Annotated in this window: 20 protein-coding genes; 9 read left to right on the top strand and 11 right to left on the bottom strand. The window is 70.3% G+C overall.

The features are described 5' to 3' along the window. Window positions 1–133: 133 nt before the first annotated feature. The 3 genes from murA (at window position 134) to BJ992_RS02740 (ending at window position 4,325) form a co-directional block, all read left to right on the top strand. Window positions 134–1,405, top strand: coding sequence for a UDP-N-acetylglucosamine 1-carboxyvinyltransferase (gene murA, locus BJ992_RS02750; protein ID WP_184978376.1), 1,272 nt, complete (start codon window positions 134–136; stop codon window positions 1,403–1,405). A 441-nt stretch (window positions 1,406–1,846) separates the two neighbouring features. Continuing rightward, entirely contained in the window at window positions 1,847–3,079 is a 1,233-nt protein-coding gene (locus BJ992_RS02745) for a transcriptional regulator (RefSeq protein ID WP_184987501.1), read from the top strand. A 301-nt stretch (window positions 3,080–3,380) separates the two neighbouring features. After that, window positions 3,381–4,325 carry an EamA family transporter gene (locus tag BJ992_RS02740; RefSeq protein WP_184978375.1) on the top strand — a complete coding sequence of 315 codons (945 nt, stop codon included), beginning with the start codon at window positions 3,381–3,383 and terminating at the stop codon, window positions 4,323–4,325. On the opposite strand, the gene hisC is transcribed toward BJ992_RS02740, so the two are convergent. Next, window positions 4,312–5,373: a histidinol-phosphate transaminase gene (gene hisC, locus BJ992_RS02735; RefSeq protein WP_184978374.1), complete on the bottom strand. Its 1,062-nt coding sequence runs from the start codon at window positions 5,371–5,373 to the stop codon at window positions 4,312–4,314. The genes BJ992_RS02740 and hisC overlap by 14 nt on opposite strands. 95 nt (window positions 5,374–5,468) lie before the next feature. On the opposite strand from hisC, the gene BJ992_RS02730 reads away from it, so the two are divergent. Beyond that, window positions 5,469–6,131 carry an NUDIX hydrolase gene (locus BJ992_RS02730; protein ID WP_184978373.1) on the top strand — a complete coding sequence of 221 codons (663 nt, stop codon included), beginning with the start codon at window positions 5,469–5,471 and terminating at the stop codon, window positions 6,129–6,131. An 8-nt stretch (window positions 6,132–6,139) separates the two neighbouring features. On the opposite strand, the gene BJ992_RS02725 is transcribed toward BJ992_RS02730, so the two are convergent. From BJ992_RS02725 to BJ992_RS02710, 4 genes are all read right to left on the bottom strand, one after another. Further along, window positions 6,140–7,954 (bottom strand): DUF4434 domain-containing protein, encoded by a 1,815-nt coding sequence (locus tag BJ992_RS02725; protein ID WP_184978372.1) that lies wholly within the window; start codon window positions 7,952–7,954, stop codon window positions 6,140–6,142. Window positions 7,955–8,054: 100 nt separating this feature from the next. Next, window positions 8,055–9,143, bottom strand: coding sequence for a glycosyltransferase (locus BJ992_RS02720; RefSeq protein ID WP_184978371.1), 1,089 nt, complete (start codon window positions 9,141–9,143; stop codon window positions 8,055–8,057). A gap of 16 nt (window positions 9,144–9,159) precedes the next feature. Next, window positions 9,160–10,425, bottom strand: coding sequence for a nucleotide sugar dehydrogenase (locus BJ992_RS02715; protein WP_184978370.1), 1,266 nt, complete (start codon window positions 10,423–10,425; stop codon window positions 9,160–9,162). A 129-nt stretch (window positions 10,426–10,554) separates the two neighbouring features. Then, entirely contained in the window at window positions 10,555–12,216 is a 1,662-nt protein-coding gene (locus BJ992_RS02710; RefSeq protein ID WP_184978369.1) for a glycosyltransferase, read from the bottom strand. Window positions 12,217–12,292: 76 nt separating this feature from the next. Here BJ992_RS02710 and wecB point away from each other — a divergent pair, with 76 nt between their 5' ends. The 4 genes from wecB to BJ992_RS02690 all read left to right on the top strand — a co-directional run bounded on the left by wecB (window position 12,293) and on the right by BJ992_RS02690 (window position 19,398). Continuing rightward, window positions 12,293–13,429 (top strand): non-hydrolyzing UDP-N-acetylglucosamine 2-epimerase, encoded by a 1,137-nt coding sequence (gene wecB / locus BJ992_RS02705; RefSeq protein ID WP_184978368.1) that lies wholly within the window; start codon window positions 12,293–12,295, stop codon window positions 13,427–13,429. A 110-nt stretch (window positions 13,430–13,539) separates the two neighbouring features. Next, window positions 13,540–15,618, top strand: coding sequence for a glycosyltransferase family protein (locus BJ992_RS02700; protein ID WP_184978367.1), 2,079 nt, complete (start codon window positions 13,540–13,542; stop codon window positions 15,616–15,618). Window positions 15,619–15,810: 192 nt separating this feature from the next. Further along, window positions 15,811–17,331 carry an MFS transporter gene (locus BJ992_RS02695; protein ID WP_221474663.1) on the top strand — a complete coding sequence of 507 codons (1,521 nt, stop codon included), beginning with the start codon at window positions 15,811–15,813 and terminating at the stop codon, window positions 17,329–17,331. Window positions 17,332–17,814: 483 nt separating this feature from the next. Continuing rightward, entirely contained in the window at window positions 17,815–19,398 is a 1,584-nt protein-coding gene (locus BJ992_RS02690; protein ID WP_184978366.1) for an ImmA/IrrE family metallo-endopeptidase, read from the top strand. Window positions 19,399–19,496: 98 nt separating this feature from the next. On the opposite strand, the gene BJ992_RS02685 is transcribed toward BJ992_RS02690, so the two are convergent. From BJ992_RS02685 to BJ992_RS02670, 4 genes are all read right to left on the bottom strand, one after another. Continuing rightward, window positions 19,497–20,282: an isocitrate lyase/PEP mutase family protein gene (locus BJ992_RS02685; RefSeq protein WP_184978365.1), complete on the bottom strand. Its 786-nt coding sequence runs from the start codon at window positions 20,280–20,282 to the stop codon at window positions 19,497–19,499. Continuing rightward, window positions 20,279–20,767 carry a carboxymuconolactone decarboxylase family protein gene (locus BJ992_RS02680; RefSeq protein ID WP_184978364.1) on the bottom strand — a complete coding sequence of 163 codons (489 nt, stop codon included), beginning with the start codon at window positions 20,765–20,767 and terminating at the stop codon, window positions 20,279–20,281. Before BJ992_RS02680 ends, BJ992_RS02685 begins: the two co-directional genes overlap by 4 nt. Before the next feature lie 115 nt (window positions 20,768–20,882). After that, window positions 20,883–22,406 (bottom strand): SPFH domain-containing protein, encoded by a 1,524-nt coding sequence (locus BJ992_RS02675; protein ID WP_184978363.1) that lies wholly within the window; start codon window positions 22,404–22,406, stop codon window positions 20,883–20,885. 36 nt (window positions 22,407–22,442) lie between these two features. After that, a complete protein-coding gene (locus tag BJ992_RS02670; RefSeq protein WP_221475921.1) occupies window positions 22,443–22,622 on the bottom strand; it encodes a hypothetical protein in 180 nt (59 codons plus the stop codon). A 379-nt stretch (window positions 22,623–23,001) separates the two neighbouring features. On the opposite strand from BJ992_RS02670, the gene BJ992_RS02665 reads away from it, so the two are divergent. After that, entirely contained in the window at window positions 23,002–24,915 is a 1,914-nt protein-coding gene (locus BJ992_RS02665; RefSeq protein WP_184978361.1) for an NAD(P)-binding protein, read from the top strand. A 2-nt stretch (window positions 24,916–24,917) separates the two neighbouring features. Here BJ992_RS02665 and BJ992_RS02660 read toward each other — a convergent pair whose 3' ends face one another. Beyond that, window positions 24,918–25,982: an acyltransferase family protein gene (locus BJ992_RS02660; protein ID WP_184978360.1), complete on the bottom strand. Its 1,065-nt coding sequence runs from the start codon at window positions 25,980–25,982 to the stop codon at window positions 24,918–24,920. A 133-nt stretch (window positions 25,983–26,115) separates the two neighbouring features. After that, the gene (locus BJ992_RS02655) at window positions 26,116–26,952 is read right to left on the bottom strand and encodes an SDR family NAD(P)-dependent oxidoreductase (protein WP_184978359.1); all 837 of its coding nucleotides are present in this window, start codon (window positions 26,950–26,952) and stop codon (window positions 26,116–26,118) included. Window positions 26,953–26,962: the final 10 nt, after the last annotated feature.

The raw sequence follows: 26,962 nt of genomic DNA, 5'->3' as shown, positions 1-26,962 counted from the left end.
CGCCGGACGTACGGTCAAAGTGGCGAGCGCCTCCTGCGGAAACCACTACTGTGGGCGGATAACTTGGCCGCCGTCCGCTCGTCGGCGGGTCCAGCGTGGCCGCGCCGCTTTTCGATCCTAGGAGCCTCATCACATGGTTCGTTACCGCGTGCGCGGTGGCAACGCCTTGCGCGGAACCGCCTTCATCCAGGGAGCGAAGAACGCCGTGCTCCCCATGATCGGTGCGGCGCTGCTCGCCGCCGACGGCCGCACGGTCCTGCGCAACGTCCCCATCATCGAAGACGTGCGGCGGGCCGTCGAGCTGGCCCGCGCGGTCGGCGCCGACGTCCAGCTCCACGAGGCCGAGCGCACCCTGGTGATCGACGCGTCCAAGCTGACCAGCCCGGTGCTCCCCGCCGACATCGCGCGCCGTTTCCGCGGTTCTGTGCTGTTCGTGCCGGCGTTGCTGCACCGGCTCGGCGAGGCGGTCATCGAAGGTGTCGGCGGCTGCAATCTCGGCAGCCGCAACCTCGACTTCCACTACCTCGGCTACAAGCGGCTCGGCGCGATGGTCGACGAGGATGAGAGCGTCATCCACGTCAAGGCCGCCGGCCTGACCGGCGCGCAGCTCTATCTCGACACCCCCTCGCACACCGGCACCGAGAACCTCATCATGGCGGCGGCCCTGGCCAGGGGCACGACCGTCATCGAGAACGCCGCGCTCGAACCCGAGGTCCTCGACGTCATCGCCATGCTCACCCGCATGGGTGCCAAGATCAGCGGCGGCGGCACCGGCTTCATCACCGTCGAAGGCGTGGACGAGCTCACCGCGGTCGAGCACCGCGTGATGCCGGACCGGCTCGACGCCGGCGTGTTCGCCATGGCGGCGGCCATCACCGGCGGCGAGGTCAACCTCGTCGGCACGTCCCTGGAGCACCTCGGGGTGGTCCGGTGGAAGCTGGAGCAGATGGGTGTGGAGTTCGCCAGCGACGGCGCGGTGCTCAACGTGCGCCGGCACCGGCCGCTGCGGCCGATCAACGTCATCACCGACACCTACCCGGGTTTCGCCACCGACCTGCAGTCCCCGATCATGACGGTGGCGTGCCTCGCGGACGGCGCGAGCTATATTCACGAACGCATCTTCGACGGCCGTTTCGCGCTCGCGGGAGAGCTCAACAAAATGGGGGCCGGCATCGAGGTCGACGGCAGCCGTGCCGTCGTGCACGGCCCCACTCCGCTGACCGGAACGGAGGTAACGGCGCACGACCTTCGTTCCGGAATCGCGCTCGTGCTCGCCGGCCTCGCGGCCGAGGGTGAGACCGTCATCGCCCCCGGCTATCTCATCGACCGCGGCCACCATGACCTCGCGGTGCGCATGAAGGCCCTGGGTGGAGATGTGGTAAGAGAGATTTCCCCGAAGACGTGACTCCCCCCGTAAACCGCCTCTGACCTGTTCATATGACCGATCCGGCCATACCTTGTCGGCATGGCCGGCCGCTATTCCGGCAAATCCGGGCGTGACATTAGTGCCTTGGCGAGCGATCGTTCCAAAGAGGACTAGACCGGATGGGCGACGAACCCGAGCCGGGAGCGCCGTCGTTCACCTTTTCCGGTGACCGCGCGGCGGTCTGCCGGTGAGGGTGAATCGGCCGATTGAGTGGAGAGGCTGTCAGGCCGGACCAGGCCGGGTGGGACGCATGCGCACCCCCCGGTCCTTCGGTGTGGCGGCCTCGATCTGAGGTATGGCGGGATGGGACGAACATTGGTCGAGCGGACCGAAGACAGTTCGCGAGGGTCGCGGGTGGGCACGTCTGCCCCGGACCTCACGATCGGGGTGGTGGGACCACACGACCTCGTCGAACGAGTGATGCTCATGGGTCACGCGGCGGCTCCGGTCCCGTGCCGGTTGGTGGCCGCCGCGTATCGTGACGAACAGGAGGCGGCCGACAAGGTCGTGCGCCTCGGGCCGGGGGTGGACGCGTGCCTGTTCGCGAGCCCGGTGCCCTATGAGCTTGCCAGGCGTTCAGGGGTGCTCACGATACCGGCGACGTACGTCCACCTCGGCGGGCCCGCGCTGACGGCGGCGTTGGCCCGTGCGGCGCTGGACGAGCGCATCGACCCACGGCGGGTGAGCATCGACGTGCTGACCAGGGCGGAGGTCGAGGAGGCTTATGCCGATCTCGGCCTGCCTGCCACCGGTGTGCAGACACGGGAGGAGTCAGGGGCGACCGGCACGGTCGCGGGGTACCACGAGAGATTGATCCGGCAGGGTGCGACGACCGGCGCGCTCACTTGCCTGCCCGCGGTGGCCGACCGGCTGACCGCGGCAGGGGTGCCGACGGTGCGGATCCGTCCGACGTCGGCGGCCGTGCGCACGGCCCTGCACACGGCGGCGCTGCTCGGTGCGCACCACAGGTTGGAGGAGTCGCAGCTCACGGTGGTGCTGATCGAGGTGCCGACGTTACGTGAGCCCGTACGGCGGGCTGCTCCGAGGTATTGGCGTGACGAGCTCAGGTTGTCGCTGCACCGCCTGCTGGTCCAGGAAGCCAATCGGATCAACGCCGCCGTGTGGGCGATCGACGATCACAGCTACCTGGTGACGGCGACGCGGGGCTCGATGGCCGCGGCGACCGACGGTTTCCGGGTGCTGCCGTTCGCGGCGCGCATCCGCGACGACCTCGGCCTCGCCGTCGAGGTGGGGGTCGGCATGGGCCGTACCACGCATGACGCCGAGACACACGCGCGTGCGGCACTGGCGCGCACTCAGGCCGGCAAGCAGCCTCAGGGGTTCGCCGTGGACCGGGAGGGCCGCACTCTGGTGCCGGCGCCTCGCATGCCTCCGCAGGCCCCGGGCCAGGGCAGGCCGAAGGGTGTCGAGGTGCTCGCGCGGCTGGCGGCGAAGCTGGAAGGTGGGGACACGATCGTGGACGCGGAGAGCGCCGGGCGGATGCTCGGGGTGACTCCGCGTACGGCTCGACGGCTGCTGCGCACGCTGGTTGACGAGGGACTCGCGTGGCCGCTTCCGCCGAATCGAACTCCGCAACCGGGTCGTCCGCGCCAGCTCTACCGGCTGATCGTGGAGAAGCTCGGCCCGCGCTGACTCAGGGGACCGGGTGTGGCCGCTCCGGCGGTCCATCCGGTCCGCCGGAGCCCGGCCTTGTCCACAGCCTGTGGATAACCGGCGGTCTGTGGGGGACCGCTCAAGTGCCGGTTCAGATGCGCAAATGTGATGTTGAGCCACCCCTGACCGGTGGGTTATCCACACGATGTGGACAAATCTGTGCTACGCGCAGCGGCTCCTCCGGTCGCTGAGACGTCGCCTTCCACCGGTCGGGACATCACTATCTCAAGGGGTGAAATCACCGCCGTTCTGTCAGTGCGTCTCGATAGCGTCAGGAGTCATGAGGACAAACACTCATGACATCAGGGTATGGGCCGCACTGGCGGTCGTGTACGTGATCTGGGGCTCCACGTACCTCGCCATCATGATCGCGATCGAGACCATCCCGCCGTTCATCAGCGGTGGCATGCGCTTCGTCACGGCCGCCCTGGTGCTCGGAGCCGTGGTCCTCGCGCTCAAGGGCCGCCGGGCCTTCCGGATGACCCGGCGCGAGTTCCTCGGCGCGGCGCTGGTCGGCGTGCTGCTGCTCACCGCGGGCAACGGCATGGTCGCGGTGGCCGAGCAGTACATCACCTCCGGCCTCGCCGCGCTGCTCGTCGCCTCCGTGCCGCTGTGGCTGGTGGTGTTCCGCGTGCTCGCACGCGACCGGCCGCACCTGCTGACCGTCGCCGGGGTGCTCGTCGGTTTCTGCGGCGTCGCGGGCCTGTCCCTGGACGGCGGGGGCTCGGGAGGCGGCGTCGGCATCGTCATCCTGCTCGCCGCGTCCCTGTCGTGGTCGGTGGGGTCGTTCCTCTCGGGCCGTGTCCCCATGCCGAAGGACCAGTTCGCCGCGAGCTCCGTCGAGATGATCGTCGGCGGCGCCGGCATGCTCGTCATCGGCCTCACCGCCGGCGAGCGGCTGCACGTCGCCGAGGTCACCGCCGCGTCCTGGCTCGCCGTGGCCTACCTGGTGGTGGCCGGCTCACTGGTGGGCTTCACGTCGTACACCTGGCTGCTCGGCAACGCACCCATCTCGCTGGTGTCCACGTACGCCTACGTCAACCCCGTGGTCGCGGTGCTGCTCGGCTTCGTGGTGCTGCACGAGGCCGTCACCGCGCAGATGCTCGCCGGCGGCCTGGTGATCATCGTCGGCGTCGCTCTCGTGGTGTCCACAGAACGCCACAGGAAGCGGCCCGAGGCCCCGCCTGCCGCGGAACCCGGCGCGGCCGAGCTCAGCCGTTCCTGAAGTCCTCAGCGGCCGACAGCAGCGCGTCGTTCGCCTCAGGCGAGCCGATGGAAACCCGGGCCCCCTCGCCGGCGAACGGCCGCACCGCGACGCCGTCGGCGGCGCAACGCTCGGCGAACGCCATGGTGCGCTCGCCGAGGCGCAGCCACACGAAGTTGGCCTCGGTCGGCGGCACGGCCCACCCCTGGGCCAGCAGCCCGTCACGCACCCGGGTGCGCTCCTTGACCACGGCCTCCACACGCTCCAGCAGCTGCTCCTCGGCGGCCAGCGAGGCGACCGCCGCGGCCTGCGCCAGCGCGTTCACCGCGAACGGCACCATGGTCTTGCGCACCGCCTCGGCCACCGGCGGGTGACCGATGAGGTAGCCGACCCGCAGACCCGCGAGGCCGTACGCCTTGGAGAAGGTGCGCAGCACCGCGACGTTGGGCCGGTCGGCGTACAGCCGCAGCCCGTCGGGGACACCGGCGTCCCTGACGTACTCGTGGTAGGCCTCGTCCAGCACGACCAGCACGTCCTGCGGCACCGTGTCGAGGAACGCCACCAGCTCGTCGGTGCGGTTCACCGTGCCGGTCGGGTTGTTGGGGTTGCACACGAACACCAGCCGGGTGCGCGGCGTGACCGCCGCCGCCATCGCCTCGAGGTCGTGCGTCTCCTCGGCGAGCGGCACCCGGACCGACGTCACCCCGGCGAGGTCGGCGAGCAGCGGGTACGCCTCGAACGACCGCCACGCGTACACGACCTCGGCCCCCGGCTCGCCGACGGTCTCCAGAAGCTGCTGCGCCACGGTGACGGAACCCGCGCCGAGCGCCACGTGCTCCTGCGGCACGCCGTACCGCTCGGCCAGCGCCTCGGTGAGCCGCGTGCACGCCGGGTCGGGGTACCGGTGGATCTCGCGGGCCGCCGCGGCCACCGCCTCGACGACCGGCGGCAGCGGATCGTACGGACTCTCGTTCGACGACAGCTTGAACGACCGGCCGTCCGGAGCGACCACGGCCTTCCCCGGCCGGTACGCCGGCAGCTCATCCAGAATCCCTCGAAATCGCGGCATGCCCCAACCTTATGACGCCTCCCGGCCCGTGTGACCCGGCGCCGTGGACGCCGGAGTGCACGTGGCGGGGGGTCGCGCGGTGTAACGTGCCTGGCATGATCCCACGCATTCCCGTCAGCGTGGATCTCGTCGTCCTCACGGTGCGCCACCAGCAGCTCTGCGCACTGGTCTGGAAACGCGACCGCTCGCCGTACGAGGGCCACTGGGCCCTGTCCGGCGGCTTCATCCAACTGGAGGAGGACCTCCCCGCCGCGGCGGCCCGGGTGCTCGCCGAGCGCGCCGGCCTGCCGGGGGCCCCGGTGCATCTGGAGCAGCTGCGCACGTACGGCTACCCCGACCGCGACCCGCGCCAGCGGGTGCTGAGCGTCGCCTACCTCGGCCTGGCGCCGGACCTGCCGGCCCCGAGCGAGGCCCACATGAGCTGGCAGCCGGTGTCGTCACTGACCACGATGGCGTTCGACCACCGGCGCATCATGCTCGACGGCATCGAGCGGGCCGGCGCCAAGCTGGAGTACACCTCCCTCGGCGCGGCCTTCTGTCCCGCGGAGTTCACCGTGGCCGACCTGCGCCGGGTCTACGAGATCGTCTGGGGTCGTCCCCTGGACCCGCGCAACTTCCACCGCAAGGTCACCAAGGCCGACGGCTTCCTCGTCCCCACCGGCCGCACCACGACCCGCGACGGCGGCCGGCCCGCCATGCTGTACCGCCGGGGCCCGGCCGAGCTGCTCCACCCCCCGATGCTCCGCGTGGCGGGCTGACGGGGCCGTCAGGCCTCGCGGTGCAGGTACACCGGCGCGTTGCTCTTACGGCCGTCGCGCGAGGTCACCTCGATCTTGATCCAGGCGTCCTGCGGGACGGTGGACCAGTCGACCGGGACCCAGACCCGCTGCACGGCCGGCGGGAGGCCGGCGACGGGGGTGCGGTCGGTCCAGCCGACCTCGGCGGAGTCGGCGGTGCGCGGGGTGTCGTTGCCGTACCACGTGAGGCTGACGACGCCGTCGGCGAGGTTGTAGCCGCGGACCTCCACGCCTTGCTGGATGCCCCTGCTCATGGCCAGGGCCTGGATGGGGATCGGCCGGTCCCAGTCGGTGGAGACCTGGTCGGCGAGGGTCGGGGTGCCGCAGGTGAAGAAGCTGCTCCACTTGTAGCTGATGATCTTGGAGACGTAGGGGCCGACGAACGTCACGGCCGTGTCCAGGCGTTCCTTGTCGGTGACGCCGCGCTTGCCGCCGGCCTCGCAGGCGCCGTCCCCCTCGGGCTCGAACGCCTCGACGTTGGCCCACAGCTCCAGGTCCTCACCCTCGGCGCGCAGCTCGGCCAGCGCCTCGGACATGGCGCGGTAGTAGTCACGCGTGGAGCCGTAGTACGCGTCGCGGTACGTCGTGTCCCCCACGATGGGCCGCAGGCGCTCGTCCACCTTCTGCGCGCGCAGGTTCGGCCAGAACAGGCCGACCTTGCCGGTGCCGCGGCTGTCCTGCGGGGCCACGATGCCGACACCGGTGCGGGCCAGCGCCTTGAAACCCGACCGCACCTGCGCGGGGGTCGAGGTGAACTGCTTCTCCTTGCGTGCGTCCAGGTAGGGGCTGACCATGATGGGCTTGCCAGGCAGCTCCTGCTGCACGATGTCGTGCTGCTCGGCGTACACCTGCAGCGTCGCCACCACCGACGGGTCGGGCCAGTCGCGTATCTGTAACTCGAACGGCTGGTACACCCCGCCGAGCGACGCGCGGTCCTTGAAGCGGTCGCCGTAGTCCTGGAGCACCCGCCGGGTGAACGTCGTGAGCGTGCCGATGTGCCGGGGGTCGGCCTGCGTGGGCTCCACGCGGTCGCGCGGCGCGACGGGGAGCGCGGGGAACACCTTCATGGCGAACCGGTCGGCGAGGTCGAGGATCTCGGTCAGCGAGTCCTGCCTGGCGCCGTCCACGAGGATCAGGTGGTAGCCCTTGCCTTTGGAGGTGAAGTCGCAGGTCGCGTCGTCGGACCCGTCGTCCGGCGCGAGAATGCGGTAGAAGACCTCCTCGCCGACGGTGACGGTGTGTTCCATCTGCGGGCACCGGAACAGCCCGGGGCCGTACGCCTCGTCGGTGCGGAAGACGTACGTCCAGGTGATGCGGTTGCCGGGGTTGGCGGCCTTGAGCGCCGACTCGGCGGCCTGCACGCACGTCATGCCGTTCTCGCGGCACTTCTGGTAGCGCGGGTCGGGTTTGTCACCGGCGAGGTCGAGCACGCGGCCGTCGTCGTCCACCGGCCGGGCCTGCAGGCCGAAGCCGAGACGCACCACGGTGTCGCCGCCGACCCGGTGGATGGCCTGGAGCTGGCTGCGCCACGTGCAGTGGTCGGTGGTGGGGACCAGCCAGTAGCCGGTGACGGCGTACGGCGTCGGCGTGGTGGTGTCGAACGTGCCGCACGGGTCGCTGAAGACGGAGGACGCCGGGGTCGGACCGGTCGGGGTGGCCCGCGAGGAGGGACTGGTGGGGGTGGTCACCGCGGACGGTGACCCTGGGACATCGGGGAGGACGATCACGATCGCCGCGACGGCGGCCAGCAGAGCCGCTCCGAACAACAGAGTGAGCCCGCGCACCTTCAGGAGACTACCGTCCTTGAGTTGTGATCCGGATAAAGAGCGTGATCAGTGATTAAGAAGACACCGGCCGACGTTACGTTCCAGGGGCCGGCGAGGATCAGTCGCGCTCTCCCGCCCATGCCTCTAACTGGGCCACGAACCTGCGCGCGGAGTTGGGCCAGTGGTGGTTGGCGCGGGCCGCCGCGTAGCCGCGCGCACCGGCGGCGCGCCGCGCGGCGGGGTCGTCGCGCAGCCGCAGCACGGCGCGCACCACGGCCTGCGGGTCCCGCCACGGCACCACCACGCCGCTCTGGTAGCGCTCCACCAGCTCGACGGCGCGCGGCGACGGCGTGGTGATCACCGGGATGCCGTGCGCCATGTACTCCACGATCTTGGTCGGCATCGAGTGCCGGTAGTTCGGCTCGTCGTGCAGCAGCGACAGCCCGGCGAGCGCGCCGTCGAGCCGCTTGAGGGCCTCGTCGTTCGGCATGAAGTCGCGCCACTCCAGCACACCCCGCGCGACCGCGTCGTTGAGCATGGGCCTGCTCTGCGGGTCGGCGTAGCCGATGAGCTCGACGGCCACGCGGTGCGGCTGCAACAGCCGGCCGACCTCGACGGCCTCACGCACGCCGCGCGCCTCCGACAGCCACCCGAGGTACACCACGCGGTCGTCGGACGGCTCGCTCACGTGGTCGGGGACCCAGGTCTCGTTCGGCACCACCAGGTGCGCCTGGCTGAACCGGCCCGCGTACGCGGTCTCGGCGAGGATCAGGTGCAGGTGACGCTCGGCGGTGCCTTCGAGCATGCGCGCGAGGAACCGCGTCGGCGGCCGCAGGAACGACGGCAGCCACGGCTTGAGCGACAGCGTGGCGGGGGTGTCCTCGTGGACGTCCCACACCACCGGAGGCCGCCGGCCGACCCCCGTCACCGCGAGCAGCAGCTCGGGGTCGTGCACGATCACGAGGTCGACCTGGTCGCGCAGGCTCTTGAACAGCTTGCGCGCCGCGCGGATCGCGGTGATCCGCTTGCGCTCGGCCGCGCGCGGCAGGTCCACCCCGGTCACCCACGGACGCGGCACCACACCGCGCGCGGTGAACGGCGCCGCGTACGTCACGGCATGACCGGCGTCCACGAGCGCGCGGATCTGCCGGTGCAGGATCCGGGCGTCCTCGGGGTGGTGGACCACCGTCATGACGAGCACGTGCACGCAGCGACCCCGCTTCCTAGAGCCGCTCGACGCGTTCGCCCTCGGAGAGGACGCCACGGGTGTCGAGCAGGAGTACGGCGTGCTTCTCCACCATTTCCAGGTCGAACACCGAATGCTGCTGGAGCAGCACCGTCACGTCGGCCCGCTCCACCGCCTGCCGCAGGTCCTCCTCGCGCGGCACCGGCGTGCCGTCGACCGACCACTCCTTGACGTACGGGTCGACGAAGGACAGCTCGGCGCCGAACTCGCGGAACGCGCGCGCGACCGGCACGGCCGGCGTCTCGCGCTCGTCGGCGATGTCGGGCTTGTAGGTGACCCCGAGGAGCAGCACCTTGGAGCCGTTGACCGGCTTGCGCGCGCGGTTGAGCAGGCGCTGCACACGGGCCACGACGTAGGCCGGCATGCGCTCGTTGATCTCCTGGGCCAGCTCGACGAACCGGAACGGGTAGCCGAGCTTGCGCACCGAGTACGACAGGTAGGACGGGTCGACCGGGATGCAGTGGCCGCCGACGCCGGGTCCTGGGAGGAACTTCTGGAATCCGAACGGCTTGGTGGCCGCCGCCTCGATGGCCTCCCAGAGGTCCACGCCGAGCTCGTCGCAGAAGATCGCCATCTCGTTGACGAGCGCGATGTTGACGTGCCGGTAGGTGTTCTCCAGGAGCTTGGCCATCTCGGCCTCGCGGGTGCCGCTGACCGTGACGACCTGCTCGATGAAGCGCGCGTAGAACGCGGCGGCGCGGTCGCGGCAGGCCTCGGTGTAGCCGCCGACGACCTTCGGCGTGTTGCGCAGGCCGTACTTGGCGTTGCCGGGGTCGATGCGCTCAGGCGAGAACGCGAGGTGGTAGTCGGTCCCCGCGACCAGCCCGGAGGCCTCGTCGAGCACCGGCCGCACGACCTCGTCGGTGGTGCCGGGGTAGGTCGTCGACTCCAGCACGACCAGCGTGCCGCGCTGGAGGTGGCGGCCCACCGACGCGACGGCGCCGCGCACAGCGGACAGGTCGGGCCGGTGGTCCTCGTCGAGCGGCGTCGGCACGCAGATCACGATGGCGGCGCTGTCGGCGAGCACGGACTGGTCGAGGGTCGCGGTGAACCCGTTGACCAGCATGGAGTCCAGATCGGCGTCGCTCAGGTCGTCGATGTAGGACCGGCCGGCGGTCAGCGCGTCGACCTTGCGCGGGTCCACGTCGAGCCCGACCACGCGAAGGCCGGCCCCGGTGGCTTCCTTGGCCAGGGGCATGCCAACGTATCCGAGGCCGATGACCGCGAGATCGTATGTGCTCACGCCGCGACCTGAGGAAGTCCGAAAGAACACTGCATGGTGGCAAAGGCTATCTCAAGTCCGCACAGCTCACGTCTAATGCAATCGAACAGGTTACGTAGCGGCACCCTCGAACCGGTCATGGTACGACGATCACCGCGGCAAGGACTGGTAGATCGCACGATAACCCTCGGCGATACGGCTCCACGTCCGCTTGGCGGCGACCTCCGCGCGACCGGCCTCCCCCATCTCGGCCCGCCGCGCCGGGTCGTCCCGCAGCGCCGCGAGGGCCTTGGCGAGCGCGGCCGGGTCACCCGGCGGCACCAGCGCGCCGGCGCCGTCCGAGCCGACCAGCTCGGCCAGGGCCGGCAGGTCGCTGAGCACGACCGGCTTGCCGAGCGCCATGGCCTCGACCGGCTTGAGCGGCGTCACCAGCCGGCACACCCGCAGGTCCTCACGGGGGCAGGCGAAGATGTCGAGGGCCGCCTGCGCCTGCAGCGCCTCCTCAGGCCCCACCCGGCCCGGCAGCAGCGCGAGGTCGCCGAGGCCGAGCCGCTCTGCCTGGGCCAGCAGCGCGGGCCGTTCGGCGCCGTCGCCGACGATCAGCACGCGCACCGGCGTGCCGGCGTCACGCAGCAGCGCGGCGGCCGACAGCAGCGTGGCGAACCCCTCGTACCCGACGATGCTGGACACCGAGCCGACGACGATCTCGCCGGGGGTGATGCCGTACGCGGCACGGAAGGCGGCGCCGTCGTAGTCGGCGGTCAGCAGCGCGTCGTCCACGGCGTTCGGCGCGAGGAAGATCTTCTCTCTCGGCACGCCGCGCTCGGCGATCTCCACGGCCATGGTCTCGGCGAGCGTGACGACGGCGTCGGCGGAGCGCATGATGTGCGCCTCACGCTCACGCTGGAGCAGGTGCCGCTCGCTGCCGACCCGCGCGGGGTCACGCGAGGCCCAGGTCTCCTCGAGGAAGCCCCGCACCTCGTACACGACCGGCGTGCCGGTGCGTTCGCGCACGGCGAGCGCCACCGAGCCGTTGCGGTGGTCGGTGGCGGCGTGCAGCACCTGCGGACGCAGCGTGCGCACCAGCTCGGTGACCTCGCCGGCGCCGCGCACCATGCGGCCGCGGCTCTCGAACGGCACGTCGCCGCTCGGCAGCAGCCGGTGGTACGGCACGCCGTCGATCTCGTCGTACGGCTCGGCGTCGGCGTGACCCTGGAGCATCGGCCAGCCCCAGCTCGTCACCACGTGGGGGTCGAGCCCCACGGCGCGCTGCGCCGTCACGATGCGGTGGGTCCGCACGGTGTACCCGGCCTGGGTGTACGGCAGCGCGTTGGTGACGCAGTGCAGCACCCGGCCCTCGACGCGCTCGCCGACGATCACCTTGGACTTCGGCGGGATCGGCGCGGTGCCGATCGCGGCCTTCTCGCCTTCGTAGTAGGCGATCCTGCGGCGGATGAACGGCCAGCGCGCGTGCGGCGTGAGGACCTCGATGGCGCGGGTCATGCGGCCGCGCTCGAACTCGTTCTTCGCCGTCTCGAGCGGGCCGTTCGCCATGCGGCGCGCGAGCTTGCGCGCCGTCACCCGCGCGACCCGGGCCACCGGCCACGCCACCTTGCCGACGGCGGGCCGCAGCCGGGACGGCATGGCCTCGGCGGCGGCCTGCGCGACCCGCATGGGGTCGGACTTGACCTTGGTGACGAAGACCCGGGAGACGATGACCGGGTGCTGGATGAAGCCCTTCAGGAACCCTCCGACGCCGGCACGCGCCGCCTTCGGGGTGACCGGATCGGGCCGCCTAGCCTCGGAAATCACGCGGCGACCGTACCATAGGCTCCGCTTGGGCTAAGTTACCCATCTCATGTCGGTTCCTGGGGGAAAGGCAAGGTCAATGAGGGAAAACCCCCTCGTCCTGCACGTGCTCGGCGCTCGGCCGAACTTCGTCAAGGCGGCCCCCGTCGTGCGCGCTCTCGGCGAGCTCGGGATCCGTCAGGCCATCGTGCACACAGGGCAGCACTACGACGCCTTGATGTCCGACGTCTTCTTCGCCGACCTCGGCCTCCCCGAGCCGGTCGCCAACCTCGCCGTCGGCTCCGGCACGCACGCCAGGCAGACGGCGGCGCTGCTCACCGGCCTCGAGGACGTGGTCACCGAGCAGCGTCCCGACCTCGTGGTCGTGTACGGCGACGTCAACTCCACGCTCGCGGCGATCCTGGTGTGCGCCAAGCTGCACGTGCCGACCGCGCACGTCGAGGCGGGCCTGCGCTCGTTCGACCGCGAGATGCCTGAGGAGGTCAACCGCGTCGTCACCGACGCGCTCGCCGACATCCTCCTGGTGACCAGCCCCGACGGCCTGTCCCACCTGGCCGCGGAAGGCGTCGCCGCCGGCAAGGTGCACCTGGTCGGCAACCCCATGATCGACAGCTTGTTCGCCGCGCTGCCGAAGCTCGACCCCGCGCCGCCGCGCGAGCGCCTCGGCCTGCCGCAGCGGTACGCCGTGGCCACCTTGCACCGTCCCGCCAACGTGGACGACCCCGGGTCGGCGCGCGAGCTGGTCGACGGCGTGCTCGCGGTGGCCGAGCAGGTGCCGGTCGTCGTGCCGCTGCACCCGCGGGGCCGCACGCGGCTCGCCGAGGCGGGCCTGGTCACCGGCGGCAACCTCAAGATCGTCGACCCGCTCGGGTACGTCGAGTTCCTGTCCCTGGTGCGCGGCGCGGCCCTGGTCGTCACCGACTCAGGCGGCGTGCAGGAGGAGACGACCATGCTCGGCGTGCCGTGCCTCACCGTGCGGCCCAACACCGAGCGGCCGATCACCGTCACCCACGGCACCAACCGCCTGGTCACCCCGCAGTCCCTGCCGGCCGAGGCGTCCAAGGCGCTGGCCGACGGCGCGGCCATCCCGGCCGGCGAGCTGCCGCCGCTGTGGGACGGCAAGGCGGGCCCGCGCATCGCGCGCGTCATCGAGGCGTGGCTGCGTGCCGACAACCTCTCGCCGGCGTCGCAAGGCGTGCCGCCGCGCACGTCCTGACGGCCCGCGATCTGGGCATTTAGCCGGAAACCACCACTTTCATTCGGTGGAGGCCGTACGATCGGACGTCCCGCGACAGGTAGTCCGACGCTGAGGGAGCAAGGCGCACCATGGCCCCAAGTGACCAGAACAAGCCGGACGAGCCACGCTTCCAGCGGCTCGGCGCGGCCAACTGGCTCCCCGAGGAGCGCAAGGCCGTCGAGCGTTACGAGGACCGCATCCGCGAACTGGAGCGCCGCCTCGCCACCGCCGAGGCCAAGGCCGAGTACGCGCAGTGGCAGCTCGCCGCTACCAAGGCGCAGCGGCCCTACCGCGTGAGCACCGTGCTCGCCGGGGTGCGGCGTCCCGCGCGGCTGGTGCGCCTGCCGCGCGACCTGTCCAAGGCCATCAAGCCCGGCAAGGCGCCGAAGGCCCCGCCGACGGTCGCCGCGAGCAGCCTCACCATCGACGCCACGCTCGCCAACGCACCCGCCGTGCGCATCCCGCACCTGGAGTGGCCGACCGGTCCGGTGAACCGGCCCGACCTGAGGGTCGCCGTCATCCTGGACGACTTCTCGCGGCTGGCGTTCCGCTACGAGTGGGACCAGATCGAGTTCGGCCTCACCGACTGGCGCGAGATCTTCGCCGAGAACCGGCCCGACGTGCTGTTCTGCGAGTCGGCCTGGCACGGCAACCAGGGCCGCTGGCGCTACCAGATGACCGGCACCAACGCGCCGAAACAGGAACTGCGCGACCTCGTGGCGTGGTGCCGCGAGCAGGGCATCCCCACGGTCTTCTGGAACAAGGAGGACCCGCCGAACTTCGACTTCTTCATCGACACCGCCAAGCTGTTCGACCACGTGTACACGTGCGACGGCGACATGGTGCCGAAGTACCGCGAGATCCTCGGTCACGACCGCGTCGGCGTGCTGCAGTTCGCCGCGCAGCCCCGCGTGCACAACCCCGTGCAGACCAAGCAGGGCCGGCCGTACGACGTGGTGTTCGCCGGCATGTACTTCCGCGACAAGCATCCCGAGCGACGCGAGCAGATGGAGACGGTCATCGCGCCGGCGCGAGAGCTCGGCCTGCACATCTTCGCGCGCAACGACAAGGCCGGCGACAAGTACGCCTGGCCCGCCGAGTACCGTCCGCACATCGTCGGCGAGCTGCCGTACGAGCAGATGCTGGCCGCGTACAAGATGTACAAGGTCTTCCTCAATGTGAACTCGGTCATCGACTCGCCGACCATGTGCGCGCGGCGCGTGTTCGAGCTGTCGGCCTGCTCCACCACCGTGCTGTCGGGCTGGTCGCGCGCCATCGAGGAGACGTTCGGCCCGCTCATCCCGGTCGCGCACACCCAGGAGGAGGCCTACAACCAGGCCCTCTACCTGATCAACAGCCCCGAGCTGCGCGCCAGGCAGGCCCACCTCGCGATGCGTGAGGTCTTCGACAAGCACCTGTTCACCCACCGGGTCGACCAGATCCTCACCGACCTCGGCCGGCCGGTCACCACGCGCGCAAGAAGCGTGTCCGTCGTCCTGCCGACCAACCGCGCCGGCCAGCTCGAACACGCCATCACGCAGGTCGCCAGGCAGCGCCACCGTGACCTGGAGCTGATCCTGGTGCTGCACGGCCTGGACATCGACCCGGCCGTCGTGCGCGACAAGGCCCTCGCGGCCGGCGTCCCCGCAGTCACGGTGCTGACCGCCGACCCGTCGCTGACCCTTGGGGAGGTACTCAACCTCGGCATCGCGCGCGCCGAGGGCGACTTCATCGCCAAGATGGACGACGACAACCTGTACGGCGAGCACTACCTGTCCGACCTGCTGCGCGCCTTCGACTACTCCGAGGCCGAGGTCACCGGCAAGGGAGCGCACTACACCTACTTCCCCGCCGCCAACACCACGGTGATGCGCCTGCCGGGCCTGGAGCACCGCTACGCACACCTCGTGCAAGGCGCGACCATCCTCGCCAAGGCCGACGTGCTGCGCGCGTACGCGTTCGAGCCGGTCAACGCCGGCGAGGACACCCGCCTGGTGCGCCGCCTCAAGGAGGACGGCGTGCGCATCTACTCGGCCGACCGCTTCAACTTCGTCTACATGCGCGGCGCCGACGCCTCCGCGCACACCTGGAAGGCCCAGGACTACAAGCTGACCCGCAACGCGCAGTTCTGCTTCGTCGGTCATCCCGAGCAGCACGTGATGATCTGATCGCCGTAGGCAACCTTCTCCGAACATTGACCGGTTTCGTCGCCGTCTCGCGTAAATCGTGGCTTCTATCGGGAATGTGATGACCGACGCGACGGGTTGTCAACTCCAGGGTGAGTGTGCCACCCGTCGCGCCACCCGTTCGACGGACGCGTCCCGCCGGGACGCGCCAACTCCCGGGAGAAGGACCATGGCGTGACGACGGCCACCACCAATGACGTAGGACTGCGCTCGGAACGGGGCCCGGTGCTCGCCGCCGTGATGCTCTGCACCGGCCTCATCGCACTGGACAGCACCATCATCGCGACGGCCGTCCCGTCGATGGTGACCGACCTCGGGGGCTTCTCCCAGTTCCCCTGGTTGTTCTCGATCTACCTGCTCACCCAGGCCGTCACCGTGCCTCTGTACGGCAAGTTCGCCGACCAGTTCGGCCGCAGACCGGTGTTGTTCTTCGGCATCGCCGTCTTCCTGCTCGCCTCGGTCCTCTGTGGCCTCGCCTGGAGCATGCCGGCCCTCATCGTCTTCCGCGCGCTGCAAGGCATCGGCGCCGGCGCCATAGGGCCGATGAGCATCACCATCGTCGGCGACATGTACTCCGTCGAGGAACGCGCGCGGGTCCAGGGCTACCTCGCCAGCGTCTGGGCCATGTCCGCCGTCGTGGGACCCGCGCTCGGCGGCGTCTTCGCCGACTTCCTGAGCTGGCGCTGGATCTTCTTCATCAACATCCCCCTCGGCGCGATCGCCGCCTGGACCCTCGCGCGCCGTTTCAAGGAGAAGGTGACCCGCAGCTCGCACAAGATCGACTACCTGGGTGCCACACTCCTGATCACCGGCTCGTCCCTGATCATCCTCGGTCTCCTGGAAGGCGGCGTCGCCTGGGACTGGCTCTCACCCCCCAGCCTGGCCATCTTCACGACCGGCGCCATCCTGACGACGGCATTCGTCCTCGTGGAACGCCGCGCGGCAGAACCCATCCTCCCCCTGTGGGTCTTCGGCCGCCGCACCCTCACCGGCGGCAACCTGGTGGCCCTGAGCACCGGTGCCATCCTGATCGGCCTGACCTCCTACGTTCCCACCTACACCGAAGGCGTCCTCGGAACCGGCGCGCTCCTGGCGGGTTTCGCACTGGCCGCACTGAGCATCGGCTGGCCGTTGGCCTCGACCTTCTCCGGCCGCCTCTACATGCGCATCGGCTTCCGGGACACCGCCTTGATCGGCTCCGGCATCCTGGTGGCCGGCACCGCACTGTGCATCCTGCTCCTGACCGAACACGCGAAGGTCTGGCAAGTAGCCGCCGCCTGCTTCGTCGCCGGCGTAGGCCTCGGCCTCTCCGCCAGCCCCGTGATGGTCGCCGTCCAATCAGTGGTCGACTGGGACCGCCGCGGCGTGGTGACCGCCACCAACCTGTTCTGCCGCTCCCTCGGCAGCGCCGTAGGCGCCGCTCTCCTAGGCGCGATAGCCAACGCCACCCTCACCGACCGCTTCACCCACCCCCCGGCGGCCCTCGCAGGCAAACTCCCCGCCTCCCTCGACGCCACCGGCCTCGTCCTAGGCGCACAAGGCTCCGCCGCCACCAGCCCCACCGCCACCTACATCCGCAAAGCCCTGACCGAAGCCACCCACCACGTCTTCCTCACCCTCCTGGTCATCGCCGTCCTAGCCGTCCTGGCTCTCTTCCTCATGCCTCGCCGCACCGAACAACTGACCTTCGACTGAACGACACGGCCCCCACCGCCGCACTGCCCAGCCACGACCGGAAGCGGACACTGCTCCAGCGTCCGGCACGTTGCGTTGCACCGGTCACCATGCGCTCGGCACGATCGTCCCTGGTCGGCCGGACAGGTGAAGGGACGTCATGACGGAGAGCAACCTGGAGCCGTCCGGCCCAGACGTGGCCACTCCCCTGCGTTACGAACCGAACCCAAAGCACAAACCTGTCCCCAGTCCGGGACGGCACGGCTCGATATGTCCAGCGGATGCCAACGGTCCTGAGTTACTCGCTCAAAGTACTCTGGACGGCAGGAAGCGCTACGCGACAGACGGGCAACGCGCCTTCTGTGCTCAGCAGCACGCGGAAGGCAGGTGGCACGGCTATCCGATCGGCTGGGAAGAAGTGCCGGCACATGTGATCTCCGCATGGGTGGCCAACGAACAGGTCGACCGTAGAACGGTGCGCAGAGCCAGAAAGCGTCGTGAGCAATGACCATCACCTGGGACAGATTCGCCGGGACGACCGACACCTTCGCTTTCAGGGTGACATTCATGCCGGACCCGGACGAAGGTGTCGGCGCCACCCTGGAGGAGACCGCGTCCTGGGGTTCATTCCAGTTGTGGGTATGCGGCCAGAATCTATCGGCCCATGTCAGTCAGGGTACGTACGTACCTGCGACCCACTGGTACCTTCTCCCGTTCCTGGAGTGGCTGGCAGAGAACTGGAATCCCCTGTTCCATGAGGAGCGACTCCCGAACCGCAACTTGGACGAGCCCGCTGCCACCGCACTGATCTACACGCGGAACGCTCCGGCCCTGATCGGTGAGGCGGAGACCGTCGCATGGGAACAAGAATGGTACGAGTGGTACCAACGTCATGCTCTTCGCTCGGCGCGGGACGGCGGCCTCTTCCCCCATGTGGTGATCCGCCGGTTCAGAGACCTCATAGAAGTGAGTTGGCACGACGAACCTCTCACCGGCTCACCAGACGGCTACCGGCACAGTTCCGCCAGAGGCGTCGCCTACTTCCAGCCTGAAGCCGTGGCGGAACCTCTGTACGAGGTTCTGCGCGACGCGTCACGGCGTCTCACCGCACTGCACCCGGACAACAAACGACTGGCCAGACTGAGCCGGCAAGTCGACGAACTCGTACTTCCCGGCCAACATGACATGCGGCTGGACTGGCTGGCCGGACTACGAGCACAGCCTCCACTGCGGGCAAGACTCGAAGGCAGTCTTCCGGAAGCGGAGATGCGGTCACGCTGGACGGAGATCGTCAGAGAGCTGAGAGATCTCGGAAACGGCGAGGACGCCGACGCGGCCCTGGCGGTCGAGGAGTCCCATCTGGTGATCTCCGGCTCCTGTCACGCGGCATTGCTCTTCAGTTCGACGTCCCCGACGGTCACCAAAGAGGACGTCCGCACTCTCGCGGCGATCCTCATATCCCAGTTCTCCAAGAAGGACGTCATCAGTGCGACCCTGGAGAACCTGAGCGAGCAGACCACTCCAGATACGTCTCTGCAGGCTTGGGAGCAGGGGTACGAGCTGGCCGAACACGTTCACTCGAAGCTTGGCAACAGGTTCACACAAGGCTGGGTCGATGTCGCGGGCATCCTGCAAGAACTACAGGTCACACTTCTTTCGAGGAACCTTCACGACGACAACATAAGAGCGTGTTCTCTTGTCGGCCCCCATCACCGTCCCACCGTCGTCCACAACGAGGCGTCGCCCTATCAGAGCGTCACCGCCAAACGGTTCAGCATGGCGCACGAGCTGTGCCATCTACTGTTCGACAGATCACGGGGAAGCAAGCTCGCCATTGCCAGCGGCCCCTGGGCTCCCAAGATCATAGAACGCCGCGCGAACGCCTTCGCCGCGATGTTCCTCATGCCGACGAAACTCGTGCAGTCGGCCCTCGCAGACAACCCAGACCCCGTGCACGACCTGGACAGCGTCACCGCTTTCGCCACACGGTTGCAGGTCAGCCGGCATGCCGCCATCGAGCATCTGTACAACCTCACTCTCATGAGTGAGTTCGACCGGGACATGCTGCTGCGACAAGTACGCGACTGACGCGTCGATCTCCCCTCGCCTGGAGCAGGTCCTGTCTGAGCTGTCCTGATCGCCTGCCGGTTGCACTGTTTTCGAGCGCGACAGGGAGCCACTCGCGGCTACTCCTGCTTGTCGCGACGACTCCAGCCGTCTGGCGCTCCGTTCGAGGCGATGGCGGTGAGCAGGCTGGTCAAGTAGGTCTGGGTGGCGGTGTGGAGGCTGCCGCCGAAGCTGATGCGGGCTACGCCGAGGGTGGCGAGGTCGGGGATGGTCGGCATGCCTTGGGCCAGGTAGACGTTGACGGGTGCGGCGATCTCGGTGACCAGGGTCGCGATGGCGGTGGGGTCGGTGGCAAGGATCGGGTAGACGCAGTCGGCGCCGGCTCTGATGTAGCGGCGGCCGCGGTCCACCGCTTCGGCGAGGCGGGCTTCGGGGGTGCCGGTGCCGTGGATGAAGGTGTCGGCGCGTGCGTTGATGACCAGAGTGGGGTCGGCGGCGCGGACGGCCGCGAGGAAGTCTTCCTGCTTGGTGGGGTCGATCAGTTCGCCGGTGCGGGGGTCGGAGTCCTCCAGGTTGACGCCTACGGCTCCGGCCTCCGCGACCCGTTCGGCCAGTTCGGCGGGAGGGAGGCCGTAGCCGCGTTCCATGTCGGCGGTGACCGGGACGGGGACGGCGCGGGTGATCCTGGCGACGGCGGCGAGCATCTCGGCGACCGGGGTGTTCTCGCCGTCGTCGTAGCCGAGGGCCCGCGCCACGGCCGCGCTTCCCGTGGCGACCACGGGGAAGCCGGCCGCGACCACGGCGCGTGCGGAGGCGGCGTCCCAGGCGTTGGGGAGGACCAGGGGGTGGCCCGGGACGTGCAGGGATCGCAGCCGCGTGGCGGCGCCGCCGTTCGGCGTGCTCATCGGTGGCGCGCGGTGTAGTGACCCGGCTCCATGCGGGTGGAGACGGCTATGCGGTTCCACGCGTTGATGACGGTCACGGCCCACAGCAGTTTGGCCAGTTCGTCCTCGGTGAAGTGTTCGGTGGCGCGTGCGTAGACGTCGTCGGGGAGGCCGCCGTTCGCGATCAGGGTGACGGCCTCGGTGACCTCCAGTGCGGCGCGTTCCCTGGGGGTGAAGAACGGGGTCTCGCGCCAGGCCGGCAGGGTGTACAGGCGTTGCTCGGTCTCGCCGGCGGCTCTGGCGTCGATGGTGTGCATGTCCAGGCAGAAGGCGCAGCCGTTGATCTGGGAGGCGCGGGTCTTCACCAGTTCCAGCAGCGAGTGTTCGAGGCCGCTGGTCTCGACGGCGGCGTTCAGCTGACGCATCGCCTTGTAGATCTCCGGCGTGGCCCTGTCCAGCTTGACCCGCGCCGTCTCCGCCACTTCTCCTGTCGTCGCAGTGCTCATGCTCCTCACTTTAGGAGTGCCGCCGCGAGGGGTCCGCACAAGGGTGGGCCCGGTACGGACGGCGGCTCGCGCGTCCGTACCGGGCCCGGTGGAGCAAAAGGGCTCAAGCGGCAGGTCAGACCGTGTCGGCGGGGTGCTTGGCGGGGGGTTCTGTGCCGTTGAGGCTCGCCGGGGTGGCGTTGGCGAAGAGGGAACGCGCGAGGCCGAGGCCGGTGCCGCCGAGGGTGAGGGCCTTGGCGAGGAGTTCCTCGACGCCTTGCGCGCCGTTCAGGACGACCATGTGGTCGACGTTGCCGAGGGCCTTGGCGCCGGCTTCGACGATCTGGGGCCAGTTCTCGGCGAGCTGCTGTGCGATGACGGCTTCCTGGTTCTGGGCCAGGGCCTGCGCGCGGGCCTGGATGGCCTCGGCCTCGGCGAGGCCTCTGGCCTTCGCGGCTTCGGCTTCCGCCAGGCCGCGTGCGCGTGCGGCTTCGGCTTCGGCGAGGCCCTTGGCCTTGGCGCCTTCGGCGTCGGCCAGTGCGCGGGCCTTGTTGGCGGCGGCCTCGCCTTCACCGGTGGCGCGTGCGGCGCCGGCGGCGGCCTCGGCGCGCAGGCGCACCGACTCGGCGTCGGCGGCGGCGGCCTGCTTCACCTGGGACGCCTGGGCCACGGCGCGCAGCTCGGTCTCGCGGGCCTCGGCTTCGGCCTGTGCGATGCGCGCGTCCCGCTCGGCCTGCGACAGGGTGACGGTCTCGTACGCTCTGGCGTCGGCGGGCTTGCGGACCTGGGACTGGAGGCGCTGCTCCGACAGGTTGGCCTCCAGCTCGGCGGCCCTGGTCTCCTGGACGACGACCTCCTGCCTCGCGGTGGCCTCGGACAGAGGGCCGGCCTGGCGGGCCTTGGCGGCGGCCTGGTCGATCTCGGCCTGGTAGCCGGCCTGCTGGATCTGGGACTCGCGGACGGCGGCGGCCTTCTTGGCGGCGGCGGCCTGCTCGGCCTCGGTGGCCTCCTGGTCGCGCTGGGCCTCGGCGATGCGGGCCGAGGCGGCGATGCGCGCGGCGTGCGGCTTGCCGAGGTTGGTGATGTAGCCGGTCTCGTCGTCGATCTCCTGGATCTGCAGGGAGTCGACCACCAGGCCGAGCTTGCTCATCTCGTCGGCGGCGCTGCTGCGGGTCTCACCGGTGAGCCGCTCGCGGTTCAGGATGAGGTCCTCGACGGTGAGGTTGCCGATGATGGAGCGCAGGTGACCGGTGAACAGCTCGTGGATGGCGCCGCTCATGCTGTCCTGCTGGTCGAGGAACCGGCGGGCCGCGTTGGCGATCGAGGTGAAGTCGTCGCCGACCTTGTAGATGATCACGCCGCGGACCTGCACCGGGATGCCCTGCTGTGTCACGCAGTTCACTTGGAGGTTGGTGGCGCGGCTGTCCAGCCGCAGCCGCCGCGCCGTCTGGAACCCGGGGAGCACGGCGGTGCCCTTACCGGTCACGATCTTGAAGCCGAGGCTCTCGGCCAGTTCGTTCTTGCCGCGGGCCGCGAGCCCGGAGATGATCAGCGCTTCGTTCGGCTCGGCGACGCGCCACACGGCCTTGAAGAGAAAGATGACGATCAGCAGCAGGACGACGACACCGCCGGCCCAGAAGGCCAGCTCGGTGGTGGTCATGGGGACCTCCGGTCACGCTAAAGGGGGTGGGAGAAGTCAGACGATGGCGCGGGCCACGTAGATCGTCCGCGGCGGCGAGTACTCGACGACGACGACGATCGCTCCCGGTGGGATCTCCTCTTCAGGGATCGCCGGGTGTGCGTAGAAGGCCTCCACGCCCCCGCGTATCGGCACCATCACCTCACCCACAAGGCCCGGCCCGATTCTGCCGGTCACCCTGCCCTGTCTGCCGACCACCCGTGTGTCACCCCGTCGTCGAACGCATTCACCGCACGCGACATTACTCCGTTCGTCCCGTTTCATCAGCACGGTGAACAGAGCCGGCGGCCCCATCCCCGTTGCTCGGGCCACCCGCGCGCACTGCCTTCACCTCGCCCAACGGCCCAGCGAACCCCCGCGTTCCCTCCATCGGCCGACAAATATCACAAATCGCGAACATCGCCCCGTACAGGGGGTGCAATAAACGGAGAAAGAGTTCTTCCCGCCGCCGCGCTCCGCGACTTTCCGTTTTCCGGCCCGAGGTGATGATCGTGGAATGACGGCTCATTTCCCGCTTGGCGATGATCTTCCGGGAAGGCGGGCCCACGAGCTCGGGATGGACCGGCCGATCAGCCGGCGGGACTTCCTCGACGGGGTGGCGACCGCCGTCACCTGCGCCGCCGTCCCGTCCGCCACGGTTCCGGCGGCGCACGCGAGGACGGTGCCGCGCGCCAGGCATGCCGCCGCGCGCCAGGAGCGGCGGCACCCGGCGCGCGCGCAGGGCCTGCGCGGCGACACCCCGGACGCCGTCGCGGTGCCGCACGCGCTGCGCGACGGCCGGTTCTGGCGGCACGCCGGTACGCCTGAGGCCACCGGCGAGCACTACGACCTGGTCGTGGTCGGCGCCGGCATCAGCGGCGTCACCGCCGCCTACACCTGGACCAGGCGCCACCCAGGCGCGCGAGTGCTCGTATTGGAGAACCACGACGACATCGGCGGCCAGGCCCGCCGCAACGAGTTCCACCCCGCGGGCCGTGCGGGGCCGCTCGTCGCGCACGGCGGCTCAGGCGCGCTGTACGGCCCGCAGGCGTGGTCCCCCGAGGGCCGCGAACTGCTCGACGACCTCGGTGTGGTGCCGGGACGCGGCTGTGACACCGGCCTGTACGCGCGGCTCGGCATGCATGAGGCCGTGTTCTGCGACAGGGAGACCTTCGGCGCCGACCGGCTGGTGGTGCCGCGCTCCCGGCCGGCCGCCGAGTGGGTGGCGGAACTGCCGGTCGCCGAGCGGGCCAGGCAGGACCTCGTCATGCTGTTCGACGACCCGCCGGACTGGTTCCCCGGACTGCCGGACGACCACAAGAAGCGGCTGCTCGCCGGTCTGACCTACCAGGGTTTCCTGCGGGACGTGTGCCGCGCGCACCCCGACGTGGTGCGGTTCTGCCAGACCATGCCGAGCGCCACCTGGGCCTACGGCGCCGACGCGCTCGGCGCGCTGGACGCCTGGGCCCTGTCCGGCCCGTTCGCCTACCCGGGTTTCGCGGGGCTGCGCCTCACGCCGGAGCGGTCGCCGTACAACTCGCCGCGCGTGGCGGCGGGCCGGGCCGCGGGTCAGGCCGACGCGTACTGCTTCCCCGAAGGCAACCAGGCGCTCGTGCGGATGATGACCGCGCGCATGGTGCCGGGGTACGCCGCGGACGCGTCGGCGGAGCACGTCACCACCACGGCGTTCGACAACGCGGCGCTCGACCGGCCCGGCAACCGGGTGCGGGTGCGCCTGTCGAGCCCGGTCGTGCTGGTGCGCAACGACGGGCCGCCGGAGTCGGCGCGCGGCGCGACGGTGGGGTACTTCGACGGCGCGCGGGTGCGCACGGTGCGGGCCGACGGCGTGATCATGGCGTGCTGGCACGGCGTCATCCCGTACGTCGTGGACGAACTGCCGGCCGAGCAGAAGGAGGCGATGCGCCGGGCCGTGCGCCTGCCGGTGGTGCACGCGACGGCCCAGCTGCGGCACTGGCGGGCCTGGCGCGACGCCGGCGTGCACCGGGTGCGGTTCACCGGCGCGTACTGGGTGAGCGCCGAGCTGGCGCCGCCGGTGAGCACCGGCGGCTACCGCTGTCCCGCCGGTCCGGACGAGCCCGTCACCGCGCACCTGGTGCACACGCCGGCCACCCCCGGCACCGCGCCGGGGGACGCCGCCGCGGCGGGCCGGCGGGCCCTCGCGGGGACGCCGTACGCGGCGCTGGAGTTCGGCGTGCGCGAGCAGCTCGGCCGGCTGCTCGGCCCGTGGGGCTTCGACCCGGCGCGCGACATCGAGGGCCTGACCGTCAACCGCTGGGGCCACGGCCACTGGTGCGCCTACACGCGGCCCTGGGACGCCTTCCATCCCGGCGGCCCCACCCCCGCGCACACCGCGCGGCGCCGGTTCGGCCGGGTCGCCATGGCGGGCTCGGACGCCGTACCCGGCGGTGACGCGGACGCGGCCGTCAGCGCCGCCTGCCGCGCCGTGCGCGACCTGGAGAACGTGAGGTAATTTCAGGATCTCGGCCGCACGGGCCTGCGCAGCGCCGTGAAGGCCCACGAGGTGTCGGGTTCGACGGCCCAGTGGGTGAGGCGGCGCACCGGCGGCGTGCACAGCAGGGTGGCGACGGCCACACCGAGCAGGACGGCGATCACCACGCCCGCGTGGGTGCTCATCTCCTTGGCGTACACGTCGAAGACCTTCACGAAGAACCCGTGCAGCAGGTAGGCGTACATGGTGGCCGCGCCGAGGCCGGTGAACCACGTGCGGCGTGACGGGGTGACCGCGAGGAACGCGGCGAGGAGCACCGCGCCTGCCGTCAGCATGGCGAGCCGTGCCGCGCTGCCGGTGAGGTCCCCCACGCCGATGCGCGCGTTGCTGTGCCGCCAGCGGATCCATTCGGTCGCGACGTCGGTGTGCAGCGCGAACGCCAGCGCGAGCCCCGCGACGAGCACGACGGCACCCGCCACGCGCACGGCGGGCCGCTTGAGCAGGTCCAGGTGCGCGGGGGTCGTCATCAGGCCGAGCACGTAGAACGGCAGCAGGCCGAGGGTGCGGTTCATCGACAGCTCGTCCGGCAGCTCGCTCGTGCCGGACAGCAGCGACAGGCCGACGGCGACGGCGAGCGGCCACCTGAGCTGCAGCCACACCGGCGTCGACAACCGCCACAGGAACAGCGACATCAGGAACCACGTCAGGTAATACGGGTCGAGCAGGCTGATGTCGAGCTTGCCGTACAGGAAGTACCGCGGCAGCGAGTACGCCACCTCGAAGACGACGTACGGCACGGCGAGCCCGCTGATGAGCTTGCGCGCCTTGCCGGCGGAGAACGTGAAGTTCCGCGACAGGTGGCCGCTGAGCGCGATGAACAGCGGCATGTGGAACGTGTAGAGGAAGAAGTAGACGGCGTGCGCCTCGGGGACGTCCCTGAGGTCCTCGATGAGATGTCCGGTGACGACCAGGACGATGGCGAGGTACTTGGCGTTGTCCAGGAACGGATCGCGCTCACGGGACCGGCGCTGCTCGGCCGGGGCGGCGTGCGCGGGGGTCACGGCGGGCACGGCCTCGGAGGTGGTCATGAGCCCCGGACCCTAGTGCCGCCGATCGCGGACCAGGCGAACGCCGGGTGGCGTGCCGGCGAACAGCCCGCGACGGGCCGCGGGATTCCTCCGGTGGCGGCGGGTCAGGCGCCGCACGGACCGGGCCGTCGCGTCAGGCGGGGGTCTCCGGGGTCTCGGGGGGAAGGCCGGTCGCGGCGAGGCTCGCGGTCCACAGGGCCGCGGCGAGTGCGGGGTCCTCCATCTTGGCGGGGACGGCGGCCGGCCTGCCGTCGTCGTCGAAGTAGCGGCCGGAGTGGTCGGCGCCGTCGGCCGTGGTCGCCAGGCGGACCAGATTGGCCGCGCCTTGTTCCGGTGTCTTGAAGTAGCCGGGGATGAGCCCGTAGATCTTCATCAGTGTGGTGCCGGCGGCGAACCCGGTCTTGATGACGCCGGGGTGGAAGCAGGTGGCCGTCACGCCGCGCCTGGCCAGCTCGCCGGTGAACAGCGCGTTGGCCTGCTTGGTGTCGCCGTACTGCAACCACCCGAACCATCTGCGGGACTTGCGGTCGAGGTCGGTGGGGTCCAGCTTGCCGCTCTTGGCGGCCCTCGAGCTGGTGGTCACCACGCGGCCGGCCGACTCGGTGACGCGCTCGCGCAGCAGGTGGGTGAGCAGGAAACCGGACAGGTGGTTGACCTGCATCATCAGCTCGTGACCGTCCACGGTGGTCTCACGCCGCGGCGTCATGACCCCCGCGTTGTTGGCGAGCACGTCGATGCGTTCGTAGGTGCCGAGCAACGTGGCGGCCAGCGCTCTGACCTCGTCGAACGACGCGAAGTCCGCGGCGTGCGCGTCCGGCCGGCGGCCGGTGAGCGTCTCGATCCTGGCGGCGACGGAGTCAAGTCTGGCGCGGGAACGACCGACCAGGACGACGTCGTGACCCGCGCGTGCGATACCTTCGGCGGCTGCCGCGCCGATGCCGGCTGTGGCGCCTGTTATTACAGTAATCATTCGTCCTCCA

The sequence above is a fragment of the Sphaerisporangium rubeum genome (assembly GCF_014207705.1).
GTDB classification, from domain to species: Bacteria; Actinomycetota; Actinomycetes; order Streptosporangiales; family Streptosporangiaceae; genus Sphaerisporangium; species Sphaerisporangium rubeum.
This window is presented reverse-complemented; position numbering and strand designations above follow the sequence as displayed.